We start from the raw sequence: 15,957 nt of genomic DNA on the forward strand, positions 1-15,957 counted from the left end.
TTTAATTCCATATAAAATAAATATAATTTTAAGCCTTAGATGGAAGACTAGTACTGCCTAAGGCTTAGAAACTGTATATGGTGGGACGGGGTACCGATACTAGATTTCTCTCCACTTTGAAGTAAATTAGAGGTATGGACTAGGATAAAATATTAATACAACAGGATAAACCATAAGAAGAATAATAAAATTGAAATAGATATAGTTATTCATTTAGATGATTGTGTAGAAGATATAAAATTAATAGAAAGTAATTGAGAGGAACTTAGAAAAACTTAGAATAAATCCATAAATCTAGGTAAAAATACTATTGACTACTGACGGAGGTGTATTTATGGATATTATTAACTTTTTACTGCATTTTATGTTCAATTTCTTCTTTTATGGATTTCTAGGATGGATAATTGAAAATTTGTTTTGCTATTGTACTAGAGGACACTTTCAAAAGGATGGATTTTTAAGTGGACCATTTAAACCTATGTATGCTATAGCTATGAGTGTTTTAGTATCATTGGAATTAGCTTTTAATATAAATATATTTTTATTAATATTGTTATGTTTTGTAATTCCAACTATAATTGAATATATAACCGGAATAATAATGAGAAATCAGTTTAATAAAGATTACTGGGATTATTCAGAGCTTAAGTATAATTTCAAAGGAATTATATGCTTAGAATTTTCTATTTATTGGACTGTATTAAGTTTTATAGGAGTTAAATATCTACAGATACTTGTAGATGGAGCATATAGAATAATTTATCCAATATGGCCAATTTGCGCTACTATTTTAGTGATAATTTTATTTATAGATGAAATAATTACTTTAAAAGAATTTAAAGAAAAGAGAAGAATAGCTCAAAGTTAGATAAAAGCATGTTAATGATAAGTGTTTAGACATTACATAAGCAGGAAGTTAGAACTAAGTTAATTTACTTTATAGAGAGTACTATAAAGTAAATTAACTTAGGAAACTACCTGTTTATTTTTATGTAAATAAATAATTATATAAATCTATATAATTTATATCAAGAGAAAAAATCATTATTACAAACAAAATAAAAATAAATCTATAAATATATAGACAAAGATCAATTATAGTCGTAATATTGAAATATAGAATAATTTAAACACTATTTGATTAATGAGGAGGTATTAGAATGGAAAAAATAGATAGATTTATTGATAATGAAGGTAGAATAAAAATATGGCCAAAGAAAAAAGAAGCAAGAATTGAAATTTTAGAATATCTAGTTACAAAATTTCAATATGATTATCTATATAGTGAGAAGGAAGTTAATAATATAATTATGAAGTGGCATACCTTTGAGGATTATTTTTTATTAAGAAGGAGTTTAATAGACTATAAGTTTTTATCTAGAAAAAGGGATGGTTCAGAATATTGGAGAAATAAGCATGAGTAATGATAGAATAGATGAAAAGGAGAGAAAAATGAAAAGCTCTGTAACAAAAAATGAGGATATAAAAAAAGATGTAGAATCAGATATAAAGTTCAATGAAATATTTTGGAGCGCAAGCATCGGTGATTTAAAAAATGGATATTCTCAAGAAGGGGATACTATTAGATGCTTGATTTGTGGTAAAGCATTTCAGCTTGGTAAAATATATAGGATAGACGAAGAATTCTATGAATCATGGAAAGCGGTACAGCTACATATTCAAGATGCTCATAATTCAATGCTTGAATATCTTCTAGATATGAATGGAAGTTTCATTGGTGTTTCAGAGGTGCAGAGACAAGTGTTAAAGCTTTTCGCACAAGGGATATCTGACAAAGAAATAGCTAATAGATTAGGAGTTACTACATCTACTATAAGAAATCATCGTTATAAGCTAAGAGAAAAAGAAAAACAGGCAAAGCTATATTTAACAATGATGGAGTTATTATCTAAAAGTATTAATAATAAAATAACTAGTCTAGATAAGGAAGTTATTTGTGATGCTCATAAGACGGCAACTACTTTAGATGATAGATTTAATATAACTGATGCGGAAAAGCTTCAAGTTATACAAAATTATATGAATGAAAATGGAAGCTTAAAAACTTATCCATCTAAAGAAAAGAAAAAGATTATAGTTTTGGAGCAAATAATGAGAAACTTTACGATAGGCAAAATTTATTCAGAGAAAGAAATAAATAGAATAATATCTAGGATATATGAAGACTATGCTACTATAAGAAGAGCACTTATTGAATATGGATTTCTAAGTAGATCTAATGATTGTAAAAATTATTGGGTTAAGGAATAGCTAATATTATAAAATGAATAAGCTATATGTTATTTATTTTAACAATACTAATACTTAATTAAGGATAAGATGTATATGAAGTAATTTTAAAAGTATATGAGGTGGATTATGATAAGTATTAAAATTTTAAATGCGTTAAAGGAGAAGTGTCCTGAAGTAGCCATAGGATGTATAGAAGCTAAGGTAAAGGTAGAGGAAGAAACTAAGAAAGAGTTGTGGGAAGTCATAGAAAAAAGATGCAAAGAAATACAAGAGATGTTTAAGGCAGAAGATGTATTAAAGATAAAGAATATTGATATATCTAGAAAAGCATATAAGTCTTTTGGAAAAGATCCAAGTAGATATAGACTTTCATCGGAGTCCTTAGTAAAAAGAATTGTAAAGGGAAATGGGCTATATCAAGTTAATAACATAGTAGATATAAACAATCTTTTATCTTTAACAAGCTTTAATTCAGTAGGAACCTATGATAGAAGTAAGATAGGCGATGATATTAATTTCACTTTAGGAAGTAAAGGTGAAATCTATGAAGGTATAGGGCGCGGAGTTATAAATTTAGAGAACCTACCCATATTTCAAGATGAAAAGGGGAACTTTGGAAGTACTACTTCTGATTCTACGAGGTCTATGATAAATGCTGATACAACTCATATTATTATGAATATAATTTCTTTTGGAGGATATAAGGAACTATATGAATATATGGAGTATGGAAAGGCATTATTAGAAAATTATGCAGATGGAAAGATTATAGATGTGAAAATAATAAAATAATGGTGAAAACTTCAAGGAGCCTCTATAGCTATATTAATTAATACTTTAAATTTAATTGAAGGAAAAACAATATTTGTATAGAATATAAATATTATTAGATTATAGTTCTAATTGAAAATACTAGTAGAGTTTAATCAATAATCCATAGAAAGGAAGCTGTATAGGAATTTGTATATATTTCTCTATACTGGGTGATAATATGAAAATAGAGTTAGATGATAAGGATATACTTTATGTATTAGATAGTATTCATGGTAAATATATAAGCACAAAGTTATATTTTAAGGAACACACAGATAAAATAGATAAAATAGGGATGACTACTCCCGAAGAATTAAAGAACTTATATAATAATTTTCTTGAACAAGTACATGCTCAGGGTCAATATAAGTTTTTAGAAAAAATAAAGTAGATAGAAAATACATATATAAATGCAGATTTTGATATCAAAAGCCCGAGTAACTAACTTAGGCTTTTTTTATGGATATAATTCTATGGAGAAAGGATGATAAGTAATATGGAAAATTCCAACTAGAGATGAGGCATGGGCTCTTTTAAATAAATACAATAAAGAAAAAATATTTCATAGAAAGAAGGCTATATACAAAGAATTAACTTTGCATATGGCCTTATTTTACTTCAGGTAGGTGATTCCAATATCTTTTTGGCATACTTCTACTTCTTAATTTCAGGTTTTCACGTTCTTTTATATTTATAGCATTATAAAATTCCTTCCAGAGGTCTTCAAAGTTATCACTGAGGTGAGAAGAATTTAAAGATTCAATATAATTTTTAGAAAAAGAAGAAATAATACCTTCTTCTTTATTATAAATTAAGGCAATTTCTCTTTTTATATCATGAATTATAAAGTTCTGGTCAGAAAATCGTTCTACAAAGTGAGAATGAATAATGGGGAGAATATTATGGTCAGGCTCAATGGTAGAGTAAAAAGTAAAGGGTGCAATTTCCTTAAACCTCACGAAACCAGTAAATCTATGAGCTTCTAAGGAAACCTTTCTACAGTATTTATCTACACACATGATAATATCAGCATTTTTAGCTAAATTAATACTATCCCCGAATTTATAACATAACTTAATATATCTATATATTAAATTTTCCGAATTAGGAATATCACTTAAATATAAATAATATACGTTCTTTAGCGTGGAGTAGCTAAGTTTATCCCTTATGCTAGAGTATACTCTGTTAAACTTATCTTCTTCGGTATTTATTTCTTCTGTTGTTGTAATTAAGCTAGGTACATAGGAAGAAAACTTAGTAATTTTAATTTCATCTTTACAACCGTAGGCGTAAAAAATTGTAGTTAAAAGTCCCTCAAAGGAGCCATCATATAAAAATTCTTTCATGTTATTACACCACCAATACTTTTTGAAAATTATTACATCTATAACTCGCCAGTGAGATAAGTGCTTCTATCTTCTAAGAGTAGAGTTTTGTCTAAGAAATTAACCTCATCTTGTGAGGGTGAAGGTAATAGAAGCTTATTGTCTTGATTATCTAGAATTGGTGTGAAGATTTTATTAAAATTAGAATCAAGAAAGCTTAGCTGCTCATATCTTTCATTTTCAATATAATTTAAGTCGATTTTAGGTTTTAGTATAGACCTAACTTTTTCTTCATCTAAATCCACGGAACCGTAATATTTACCTTTGCATACTATAAAATATTGTGCACGTTTTAAAACTACTCCTAGCTTTTTTAAATCTTGAAAGGTAAGAAAGCTAATTCTTCGAGCACTAATAATTTTTCTAGCGCCACGTATGCCTATACCAGGTATTCGAATTAAAAGCTCGTAGGGAGCTGTATTAATTTCTAGAGGAAACATGTTGAGGTTATTTAAAGCCCAATTAGTTTTAGGATCAAAGTTTATATCAAAATTTGGATTTTTATTGTTAAGAAGTTCACTAGCTTTAAAGCCATATACACGGAGCAACCAATCTCCTTGGTAAAGTCTATGTTCTCTAAGAGTAGGTGGAGTTTTAAAATTAGGTAAATTTTTACCTTCATTTACTGGAACATAGGCAGAGTAATAAACTCTTTTGAGAAAGAATTTATCATAGAGATTCTCTGTGAGATTTAAAATATCCAAATCATTTTCCATTGTTGCTCCTACAATTAGTTGAGTACTTTGACCACCAGGTACAAATAAAGGAGCATTTCTAGTTAGCTTTCTTTCACTATTACTTACAATTATATTGTTTTTAATAGACTTCATAGGAGAAAATATGTCCTTCTTATTTTTTTCAGGGGCTAAAAGTTTTAAAGAGTCATTAGAGGGAAGTTCAATATTTACGCTCATTCTATCTACATATTGCCCAGCTTCTTTTATTAAATCCTCATCAGCTCCAGGAATAGCTTTAAGATGTATATATCCACGGTAGTTAGATTCATTTCTTAATTTCTTTACAATTGATGTTAACATTTCCATAGTATGATTAGGGTTTTTAATTACCGCTGAGCTTAAAAATAATCCTTCAATATAGTTTCTTCTGTAAAAATTTATAGTTAGACTTATTACTTCTTCTGTGGTAAATGCAGCTCTCTCTATATCATTAGACCTTCTATTAATACAATAAGCACAATCGTATATACAGTAATTAGTTAATAGAATTTTTAAAAGAGATATGCACCTTCCATCAGGAGTAAAGGAGTGACATATGCCGCTAGTGGAGGAAGATCCCAAAGCTCCTTTAATTCCTTTACGGTGGGAACCTGAGGACGAACAGGATACATCATATTTTGCAGCTCCACTTAATATTCTAAGTTTTTCACTAATCTCCATTGAAAAATCACCTTCTAATACAAAAATAATTAATATATATAAATATTATCAGAACATTTGTTTGGGGTCAATAAAATAAAATTTATTTTTACATAATTAGTGTGACTTATTTGAAGCATTTTACATAACATAAAATATAGCAAGAATTATGGAGTTATTAAATGAAGAGACGTAGCAATAACTATAATTGTAACTATGACGATTGTGATCCTTGTGATTGTGATTGTAATAATAACAATCGTGATTGCAAAGACAATGACGTAGGTGGCGTTGTGGATGCAAAAGAGGTTAGATGCCAAAGAAAGGAAGATAGATTACTCATATTAATTTTAATACTTCTTTATTGTCAGAATGTATCTACAAACTGTCAATATTATAGATGTATGAATAGTGAATTATTAAATTACGTTTTATCCTCACATCGTCAGCTAATGTGCACAATTTTATGTATGACTCAGAGCTTAGTTGATAGTGCAGTAGATTGTTGCGCTAATCAAAAGAACCGTAAATAAGAGCAGAGAAATCTGCTCTTTTACCATTTTAGAAACTTTAAAATAAATGTTATAGAAGAGAATTATATTTAAATCATGAGGGTATATTAAATATATAATGGTTAAATTTATATATTGTGATAAAATATAGTGTATATTTAAGAAATAAGGTGATGGAATGGATACATATGAAGATATAATATATGAAGAATTAATTATATGGAAAAGAAAAATGATAAAACAGCCAAGTGTAGGAAATAATTTTTCTAAAAACATACAAGACAAAATGAATAAATTTATTCCAGAAAAGTTTCACATTATGATTACAGAAGTTATAAAGAACATGGTTAAAGTGGTTATTTTAGGTTCTGAATATACTACATTTGAACCTATAAGGTATACTTCTATGATAGAGCGAGAGATGCTGGTAAAGGAGAAAATTCAACTCTATAGAAAGGCCGCAACAGTAAGCGGAGCTAGTACAGGATTTGGTGGTTTTTTTATAGGACTAGCTGATTTCCCTATACTCTTAAGTATAAAAATTAAGTTGTTATATGAAATAGCTAGCATATATGGTCGTGATACAAAGGATTATAGGGAAAGACTATATCTTCTTTATATATTTCAAATTGCCTTTTGCAGCGATAAAAGAAGAATAGAAGTGTTTCATATATTAGATAATTGGAAAGCTTATGCAGATACATTACCTATAAATAAAGAAAGTTTTGATTGGAGAACCTTCCAACAGGAATATAGAGATTATATAGATTTAGCTAAATTTTTTCAACTTGTACCTGTTGTAGGAGGGGCGGTGGGAGCTGTAGCTAACTACAAGCTAGTAGATAAACTAGGCTACACTGCAATGAATGGATATAGATTAAGACACTTTAATCAGTATTTTTAAAATTCACAATTATAGTTATAGCACAATTTAAATTTAGTATATAAGTTTATTAAAGTTTCTACATCAAATTTGCTTACAATCCTAGATTATACTAAGGAATATTAATAAATTTTATCTATTAGAGATTATATAATAAAAAAGTTGGAATGTAACATCTAATCAACATTCCAACTTATTTTGAAATTCCCACTATGATCTCCCTCAACTTGTATTTTGTATTTTCCATCGTGAGGTATTACTATAGTTTGAATTAAAGAGTTATCTATGTTTTCGGTTTTATATAATGTGCGATCATTCTCATCAATTAGTGATATAGCTAAGTTCCCACCTTCATTTTTAACTTTGATATTAATAGTTAACTCATCATCAACGTCTAATCTAAGGGATTTATATTTATAACCCTTAAATTTTTTATAGGTCATTTCCATAGAATTTTTTGAAGAGTGTTCCTTAGATTTAATAGCTTTGTAGTTGCCGTCATTGTATGAGTATTTGGTAAATAGCATTATAATAATTAATATACATAGGATGAGTAGGAGTTTAGTTTTTTTAGCCATAAGTAACCTCCACATAGACATCTAATATATTTATATAAGAATAGTAAAAAAATATACCTAATTTAATATAAATTATATTAATAAATCTATTTAATATCTATTTAGTAGATTTTAAATAGATTATTGATGCTATGTATTGACTATTTTTACTTTAATATATATAAATATTAGTATGTACATGTAGAATTAATCATATATAATTTATTATGGTTACAAAGTTATATTCATATAGGTATTAATAAATAGGAGGTTTTTAATGATTAACGAAGAGAGAAAAAAAACTACAAAGACTAATAAAAAGAAAAATAAATTTTTATCTGGAATTATATTTTTTGTAGTTTGTGGATCAATTGGTGCTACTCTAGGAATTTTATCTCAAACTTATTTAAAAGAGCTTATGAGCAACTATATTAAAAGCGATAATATTTTTTTAGAGTTGATTAAGTCTTATGGATTTATATTAATATTTTTCTTAGGATATATGATTCATATTATTATTCATGAAGCAGGACATCTTGCATTTGGACTTATGACGGGCTATTCTTTTGTATCATTTAGAATAGGGTCTTTCACTATAATTAAAGAAAAAGGACATATAAGCTATAAGAAGTTTAATATACCAGGTACAGCAGGACAATGTCTTATGATGCCAACCCAAATTAAGGAAGGAAAGTATCCATTCATAATGTATAATTATGGTGGAGGAATAATGAATTTAATAGTAGCAATAATAGGTATATTAATTGCCACTTTAATAGAGGGAGTACCTATGTTGCTTTCTGCTATACTAATATTGATTAGTGCAGGTGGTATATTTGCAGCAGTAACTAATATAATTCCCTTAAAGATTGGAGGAATTTCCAATGATGGGTATAATGTAATATCCATGTTAAAGGATGAAAATGCGAGAAGAGGTTTTTATCTTCAACTTAGGGTTAACGGATTACAATCTCAAGGAATGAGAATTAAAGATATGCCATTAGAAAAATTAAAAGTGAATGAAGGAATTGATTTAACAAACCCACTAAATACTTCGATAAAACTTATGGAATATAATTGGTATTTAGATAATATGAATTTTCAAAGAGCAAAACAATGCCTTGAAGATTTTACGCCTTATATGGACAAGATGATTCCATTATATAGGAATGAAATAAATTGTGAAAGAATATTTTTAGAGCTTATAGGGGAATGTAATAAGGATTTTATTGATGATATCTATGATAAGAGTCTAAAAAAATATATAAAGGCTGCTAAATTTATGATTGGAAAGAAGAGGCTTCTTATGGCTTATGAAATTTTTTATAGTAAAGATAGAGAAAAGGCTATAAATTATTATGAAGATACGAGAAAGTTAGCTATGAAATATCCGGTTAAAGGGGAAGCAGATATGGAGTTAATGTTAGTAAACTGGATGAGGAAAACCATGAATATTTAATTTATATTTATTGTTTTTATAAAGTAATAAGGCAGGTTAAAAAGCTATATCTTTGTATGATATAGCTTTTTCTGCTATGTGTGCACAAAAAGGATAAATTTGGGAATGAAAGTTTAAAAATTTAGAAAATAATACAGTTACATTTACAATGTAATGTGATAAAATATACAGTATATAATAAAACTTTTTCTAAGACTACTAATTAGAAGGGGGATTACTTATGTCTTTGAAGAGAAATGTAGAAGTAACCTGTCCAAATTGTTTAATAAAAAGCAATACTAAGTTTTGGAATAGCATTAATGTCACTGTAGATGAAAGAGAAAAGGAAAGGTTATTGGCTAATGACTTTTTTAAATTTACATGTCCTATATGTAGAAATATAGTAACTATTGAATATGATTGCTTGTATCATGACATGAATAAAAGAGAGATGATATATTTAATAGTAAACTATAGTAAAAATAATAGTGAATTAGTCAAAGAGCTTGAAGCTTTATCAGAAGAAGTTTTACCTAGATTTGGAGACAAATATAAGCTTAGAATTGTGACTAATAACTATGACTTAATAGAAAAGATTAAAATTTTTGATTGCAATTTAGATGATAGAATTATGGAAATATGCAAGGTATATTATATTTCAGACCTAGCAGATAGCCATCCAGATTTTAAACTTAAGCATATTTATTTTGACTATGATATTGCTACAGATAATAAAATCATTATATTTTTAGATGATAAGGGCGAAGCTTTATCATACGATATGAATATGAAAGTATATAATTTTGTAAAGGATAAATACTTAAAGCAGATCGAAGAGAAGGATAATAGAATTTTTCAAGCTATTAATCGAGAATGGGCAATTGAGATAATTGAGGCAAAATAATAATTAAAGATTGAGCAATGAGAAGGCAGGAGAAATACCTGCCTTTTTTATAATATATTAATGATATATTAGTTTTAATAAAATTTTTACATTCTAACACATAGCCTATCTATTGTCTATGCAGGAAATTCATTTACATGCTATGTGAAGGTCAAATAATTCTACGTTCAATAGCTTCGATTTGGAAGAGAATACTCACATCTTATTGAAGTACCTAAAATTAATATTTATACTTTACTATAAGATACATAACGTAATTGAGGATAAGGTATTTTTTAATCTATTTATATAGACTGAATAGTTACTATTTAAAAGTAAATTGTTTTTATTATAAAATTTGGATATATGATGTAAGTATACTGAAAACTTACACAAAAATATTTAAATATTTTTATATTCTTATAAAATACTTTTTGGCAATTTTATCTAAGGATATTTTTGAGAAAACTCTGTAATCAAGTAATAGTGGCATTTATATATTGGATAATAAATCCATGATGTATAAAGTTTACCTATGAAGGATAATATATCATTGATTAGAAATCATCAACCATTATAAATTTAAAATTTATATGTTATAACTAGAGCACAAGGTGGTTAGACGTAAAAGTACATTAACTACTAGAAAAGAGGACAAGCTATTAAGTCCAAATATAGGAGGAATGGAAATGAAATCGAAAGCATTATCAATACTAACATTATTATTAGTAGGAAGTACATTAGTAGGAGGAGTACAAGCAGAAGCTGCTGTAAATACTAAAAATCAAGTGAAGCCAGTGAACTGCAAAGTTACAAGTAACAGTAAGTATTACAATCTAGATGATTATAGTAAGCTTATAAATGGAAACTTTAAATACAATGTAAATCAAAGCAATTGCCCAAATAAGCCAAGCAATCCGTCAAAAGACGAGGTAAAAGATCCAGTAGTAACACCGCCAACAACAGAAGGAGACACTTCAGTTAAACCGCCTGTTAATGAAGCACCAGATGTAAATGAACCATCAAATGTTAATGAAACACCAGATGTAAATGAACCATCAAATGTTAATGAGACTCCTGTTGTAAGCGATAAATTTATGGCTCAAGTTGAACAAGCTATATTTAATAAGGTAAACGAAGAAAGAGCTAAAGCTGGAGTGCCGGCTTTAAGTTATAACACAACTATGGAGAAGTATGCTAGAATTAAATCTCAAGACATGGGAGATAATAATTACTTTAGTCACCCAGATCAAAGTGGAAATCTTATAACAGCTAAAATGAAAGCTGATGGAGTTTCATATAGAGCTTGGGGAGAAAACATAGCATATATAGGTGGAGTAACTGATCCAAACGCCTTAGCTGACCAATTTATGAAAAACTGGATGAATTCACAAGGTCATAGAGAAAATATACTATCAACTAATTTTCAAAGTATAGGTGTAGGAGTATACAAAGCTGGTAACAGAGTATACGCAACTCAAGAATTTTATAAATAATATCAGAGAATTTTAGGAAAACTAAATATAGATTTTGAAGTAAAGATTTAAAATATCCCTTATTGTAGATAACTGAAACTACAATGAGGGATATTCTTATACTATTAAGAAAAATATTATATTTATCATTTTAAACATGTAATAAAATGATATAATATAGTAAGAAATTACAGTCCAATCCTTAATATAATTAAGTTAGCTATATATAATTTAAAGTTAAGAGATTAAGAAAGAGTTGTAGGGTTGTTTACATTTAAGAAGGTGGGTTTTTGGACATTGAAAAAATTATTAAAGATATAGGAAAAGTAGGTGCTAAAGTGTTATTAAATAAGAATGAAAAAAAGAGAGAAAGTGTAGAATTTGGTCAGGTTAATTCCATAGAAATATTAAAGGGAGTACTAAAGCGTCTTGTTGAAGAAAAGAATTATAGTAAGGCTGAAGATATACTATTTAATGAATTAGAAAATAAGACTTCTGAAGAATTATATAATATAGCAGTTGAATTCTATAATTTGCTACTTGAAAAAAGTGATGATGATTTAAAAGGTGGAAACTTTTCCAAGGAAGAAGCGCAGCAAGGCTTAGAAGATATAAAAAGATTTAAAAAGTAACAAATATTTAAATCTAATACATACTCATAGCTGGGAATATTTAAGTTTTACCAATTTTTATCTTTTATAATAGTAAATTCAGTATATTTCTATCTATAGGTTAATATATTTTACTATATAAATTATTAATTTAGGAGGAATATATGTCTAGAGGTAGGGGTAAGGAGGATAAAAAGACAGCTAAGAATACTGGTAAGGATAAGAAGGGTGACAAGAAAGTCAAAAATAAGAACGAATTAAAAAAGAAAAAATAAACTTAATTATTATAAGGGTATAGGAGAATTTATGGGATATGTTAAAATAAGCTAAATCTTAAGAAGATTAGAGAATTATTTTAACATATCCCTTTATTAAAATGATATTTTATAAAATAAATTTTAAAATGGTCACTTCTTTCTATAACTAGAAAGGTAAGAACAGTACTTTTTCTATGCAACTATCCTTTATGGATAATCTCTTCTAAAATAGCATCGGATATGTCATCTTGTAAATATATAAAATGATACTGTTAAATGATAAAAATATTTGAATTAATGAAAGTATTTAAATTTGCATTATAACACATAATAAGTACATGTTAATTGAATATTAAAGGAAGGGATTTTTATGGAAGAAAAAAAATATGTTAAAGTAATACCTTTAGGTGGATTAGGTGAAATAGGTAAAAATATCACTGCAATTGAATATGATGAAGAAATTATAGTTATAGATTGTGGGATAGCTTTCCCAGATGAAGAAATGTATGGGGTTGACTTAATTATACCGGATATATCTTATTTAATGGATAACAAAGAAAAGGTAAAGGCTTTTGTTCTTACCCATGGACATGAGGATCATATAGGGTCTTTACCTTATATTTTAAAGGAATTAAATATACCAGTATATGGAACTAGACTAACCTTGGGGATATTAGAAAATAAACTAAAAGAGCATTATTTAGAAAAGGAATGTACTCTTAAAACTGTAGAAGCTGGAGATATCATTGAATTTGAAAATCTTAAAGTAGAGTTTATAAGAAACACCCATAGTATAGCTGATTCTTGCTCCTTAGCTATTCATACCCCTATAGGAAATATACTGCATACTGGAGATTTTAAAGTTGATTATACACCTATCGATGGTTTAGTTATGGATTTAGAAAGAATATCTCAATTAGGAAGAGAAGGTGTACTACTTTTAATGGCGGATAGTACTAATGTAGAAAGACAAGGGCATAGCTTGTCGGAAAAGTCCATAGGTCAAACTTTAAATAAGATTTTTTCTACAGCTACAGGAAGAGTAATAGTCGCAACCTTTGCCTCAAACATACATAGAATGCAACAAATAGCTGATTCTTCAGTTAAATATAAAAGAAAAATTGCTTTTAGTGGTAGAAGTATGGAGAATATATCTAAGGTTGCCATGGATCTAGGATATCTACATATTCCAGAAGGAACTATGATAAATGTAGATGATATAGGTAACTATAGAAATGAAGAGATAACTATTATAACCACGGGAAGCCAAGGGGAATCTATGGCAGCTCTTGCAAGAATAGCTTTTTCGAATCATAGAAAAATCCAATTAGAGCCTGATGATTTATTTATCATATCAGCGTCTCCGATACCAGGAAACGGTAAACTTATATCTAAGGTTATAAATGAACTTTACAGAAGAGGAGCGGATGTTATATATGAAGCATTAGAAGATATTCATGTATCGGGTCATGCTTGTCAAGAAGAGCTAAAGTTAATACATACCTTAGTACATCCGAAATACTTTATGCCTGTCCACGGAGAGTATAGGCATCTAAAGCATCATAAGGATTTGGCTAAAAGATTAGGTATGGAAGAAAAGGATGTATTTGTAATGAATACAGGAGATATATTACAGATTTCTGAAGATGAAGCTAAAATATCCGGAAGAGTTCATACTGGAAGAGTATTTGTGGATGGTATAGGTGTAGGAGATGTAGGTAACATAGTATTAAGAGATAGAAAATATTTAGGTCAAGACGGTATGGTTATAGTGGTTGCAACTATAGAAAGGGAAAGTTATAGTATAGTTGCAGGTCCTGATATTATAACTAGAGGTTTTGTTTATGCTAAGGAAGCTGAAGATATGATCAATAAAGTGAGAGATATAGCAAGAGAAGAAATTGAGAAGTCCTTAAGCAATAAGCAAATAGAATGGTATGGATTAAAGACAAATGTAAAAAGCTCTATAGAGAGATTTTTATATAATGAAACTAAAAGACGCCCAACCATATTTCCGATAATTATGGAAGTATAATATAATAATTATCAAATAGCATGCTACATATAAATCTTATCTGTAGCATGTTATTTATTTTATGCTGATTATTTGTAATATTTAAAGCTTAATCTAATAGAGTTATATTATATAGTTTATTAAATAAGGAGGAATATTATGGAGGAGAGAGTTATAAGGGTTAAGGGTCAGGGAAAGGCATCAGTACCACCGGATACTATAGAAATTAACATGATATTAACTACAGTAAAGCCTACCTATGAAGAAGCTATGAATGCTGCTAGTAGGGATTTGAATGAGTTAAGAGGATGCTTAAGAAGTGCAGGATTTGATAAACAAGATATAAAAACTACTAATTTTAGAGTAGATACCAAGTATGAGAATATAACTGATCCAAATGGAAACTATAAGAGGGTTTTTGTTGGTTATGAGGTTACCAACAACTTAAGAATTGAGTTTGAACAAAATAGTATGAGGTTAACTAGAGTACTTAATGCTCTTGCAAATTGTTCAGCAACACCTGAGTTCTCTATTAGATATAAGGTTAAAGATGATACGGAAATTAAAAATTTACTTCTAGAGAGTGCTGTAGATGATGCAAGAATGAAAGCTAAAGTAATGGCAGAAGCTGCAGGAGTAAGATTAGGAAAGGTAATAAATATAGATTATAGTTGGAGTGATATTCAGCTCTATAAGGATGTCTATAGCATGGATAAGAGTCTTCTTTCTACAGCTGGAACTCCGATGATTGATTTAGAACCAGACAATATATATGTTGAAGATACGGTTACTGTGGCTTGGAGAATTGAAAGTTAATAATATTCATATAAGTTAAAGTCCAACATGAAATTATAATTTCTCTTATAATATGAGTATTTAAAGCCTTAGGAATAGGGTTTTTTGTAAAATCATTGAAAAATATGTAGGCTTATTGATACAATGTTTACATATAGAGGTAGGAGGGATAAATTTATGAAGGGATTTTTTGAGAAAAGTTCAGTTGTTAGTTCTATTATAGTAATTATTGTAATAATAGTCGCTATATTTGGGATAAATCATATAATTGATAGAAAATCAGGAAGGTTAGGAGCTAAACAAAATCAACAAAAGATAAAATTGATTAATGAAGAAATATCCAAGGAAGAATCTAGTGGCTTGAAGCCAGCAAATTATTATTCTGAATCAAATATTTATGACATAATGCATAGAATGGTAAACACCAAGATAATTGCAGAAAATGATAAAATATGGGGAGAACTACCTATGAATAAGGAAGAAATTCAAAATTTAAAGGGGATCGTTGAAAAAGTAAATTATAAAGATAGAGAACAATTATTAGATATTCTAAATAGATGGGAAGCAGGAGACTTTTCTCAGGCGGATAAGGATCACAATTATGTGTGGGAAAAATTGGGGGGAACTATCGGAAGAGCTGTAGGTGTGAGAATTAATTAAAAGGGACTTTCGCAAAATACATTACTAATCTTATATAAAATA

The 15,957-nt window shown here is 28.3% G+C and carries 17 protein-coding genes; 14 read left to right on the forward strand and 3 right to left on the reverse strand.

Annotation, left to right across the window (positions count from 1 at the left end; genetic code table 11):
• Nucleotides 1-334: 334 nt before the first annotated feature.
• From B3W71_RS10785 to B3W71_RS10805, 5 genes are all read left to right on the forward strand, one after another.
• The gene (locus B3W71_RS10785) at nt 335-868 is read left to right on the forward strand and encodes a putative ABC transporter permease (protein WP_346888934.1); all 534 of its coding nucleotides are present in this window, start codon (nt 335-337) and stop codon (nt 866-868) included.
• Nucleotides 869-1,160: 292 nt separating this feature from the next.
• Nucleotides 1,161-1,424 carry a DUF2087 domain-containing protein gene (locus B3W71_RS10790; protein WP_346888935.1) on the forward strand — a complete coding sequence of 88 codons (264 nt, stop codon included), beginning with the start codon at nt 1,161-1,163 and terminating at the stop codon, nt 1,422-1,424.
• A gap of 28 nt (nt 1,425-1,452) precedes the next feature.
• Complete coding sequence (locus B3W71_RS10795; RefSeq protein WP_346889015.1) at nt 1,453-2,271, forward strand: DUF2087 domain-containing protein; 819 nt, start codon at nt 1,453-1,455, stop codon at nt 2,269-2,271.
• Between the two features lie 108 nt (nt 2,272-2,379).
• On the forward strand, nt 2,380-3,045 hold the full coding sequence (locus tag B3W71_RS10800; protein WP_346888936.1) for a B3/B4 domain-containing protein: 666 nt from the start codon (nt 2,380-2,382) through the stop codon (nt 3,043-3,045).
• A 199-nt stretch (nt 3,046-3,244) separates the two neighbouring features.
• Nucleotides 3,245-3,457, forward strand: a complete 213-nt coding sequence (locus B3W71_RS10805) for a hypothetical protein (RefSeq protein WP_346888937.1) — start codon at nt 3,245-3,247, stop codon at nt 3,455-3,457.
• 217 nt (nt 3,458-3,674) lie between these two features.
• On the opposite strand, the gene B3W71_RS10810 is transcribed toward B3W71_RS10805, so the two are convergent.
• Nucleotides 3,675-4,415: a TIGR03915 family putative DNA repair protein gene (locus B3W71_RS10810; protein ID WP_346888938.1), complete on the reverse strand. Its 741-nt coding sequence runs from the start codon at nt 4,413-4,415 to the stop codon at nt 3,675-3,677.
• Between the two features lie 38 nt (nt 4,416-4,453).
• Nucleotides 4,454-5,851, reverse strand: coding sequence for a putative DNA modification/repair radical SAM protein (locus B3W71_RS10815; RefSeq protein ID WP_346888939.1), 1,398 nt, complete (start codon nt 5,849-5,851; stop codon nt 4,454-4,456).
• A 161-nt stretch (nt 5,852-6,012) separates the two neighbouring features.
• Here B3W71_RS10815 and B3W71_RS10820 point away from each other — a divergent pair, with 161 nt between their 5' ends.
• A complete protein-coding gene (locus B3W71_RS10820; RefSeq protein WP_346888940.1) occupies nt 6,013-6,363 on the forward strand; it encodes a hypothetical protein in 351 nt (116 codons plus the stop codon).
• A gap of 157 nt (nt 6,364-6,520) precedes the next feature.
• Nucleotides 6,521-7,246 (forward strand): EcsC family protein, encoded by a 726-nt coding sequence (locus B3W71_RS10825; protein ID WP_346888941.1) that lies wholly within the window; start codon nt 6,521-6,523, stop codon nt 7,244-7,246.
• 155 nt (nt 7,247-7,401) lie between these two features.
• Here B3W71_RS10825 and B3W71_RS10830 read toward each other — a convergent pair whose 3' ends face one another.
• Nucleotides 7,402-7,803 carry a hypothetical protein gene (locus B3W71_RS10830; RefSeq protein ID WP_346888942.1) on the reverse strand — a complete coding sequence of 134 codons (402 nt, stop codon included), beginning with the start codon at nt 7,801-7,803 and terminating at the stop codon, nt 7,402-7,404.
• 256 nt (nt 7,804-8,059) lie between these two features.
• Between B3W71_RS10830 and B3W71_RS10835 the strand changes: the two genes are divergently transcribed.
• From B3W71_RS10835 to B3W71_RS10865, 7 genes are all read left to right on the forward strand, one after another.
• The gene (locus B3W71_RS10835; RefSeq protein WP_346888943.1) at nt 8,060-9,241 is read left to right on the forward strand and encodes a site-2 protease family protein; all 1,182 of its coding nucleotides are present in this window, start codon (nt 8,060-8,062) and stop codon (nt 9,239-9,241) included.
• Nucleotides 9,242-9,461: 220 nt separating this feature from the next.
• A complete protein-coding gene (locus B3W71_RS10840; protein ID WP_346888944.1) occupies nt 9,462-10,124 on the forward strand; it encodes a CpXC domain-containing protein in 663 nt (220 codons plus the stop codon).
• A 668-nt stretch (nt 10,125-10,792) separates the two neighbouring features.
• Nucleotides 10,793-11,599: a CAP domain-containing protein gene (locus tag B3W71_RS10845; protein WP_346888945.1), complete on the forward strand. Its 807-nt coding sequence runs from the start codon at nt 10,793-10,795 to the stop codon at nt 11,597-11,599.
• Nucleotides 11,600-11,868: 269 nt separating this feature from the next.
• Entirely contained in the window at nt 11,869-12,210 is a 342-nt protein-coding gene (locus tag B3W71_RS10850; protein WP_346888946.1) for a DUF6483 family protein, read from the forward strand.
• A gap of 606 nt (nt 12,211-12,816) precedes the next feature.
• Nucleotides 12,817-14,481, forward strand: a complete 1,665-nt coding sequence (locus tag B3W71_RS10855) for a ribonuclease J (protein ID WP_346888947.1) — start codon at nt 12,817-12,819, stop codon at nt 14,479-14,481.
• A 138-nt stretch (nt 14,482-14,619) separates the two neighbouring features.
• The gene (locus B3W71_RS10860; protein WP_346888948.1) at nt 14,620-15,276 is read left to right on the forward strand and encodes an SIMPL domain-containing protein; all 657 of its coding nucleotides are present in this window, start codon (nt 14,620-14,622) and stop codon (nt 15,274-15,276) included.
• 156 nt (nt 15,277-15,432) lie between these two features.
• On the forward strand, nt 15,433-15,915 hold the full coding sequence (locus B3W71_RS10865) for a DUF6241 domain-containing protein (protein WP_346888949.1): 483 nt from the start codon (nt 15,433-15,435) through the stop codon (nt 15,913-15,915).
• Nucleotides 15,916-15,957: the final 42 nt, after the last annotated feature.

It is taken from the genome of Clostridium sp. UBA1056 (assembly GCA_002316385.1).
In the GTDB taxonomy this organism is placed as follows: Bacteria; Bacillota; Clostridia; order Clostridiales; family Clostridiaceae; genus Clostridium_J.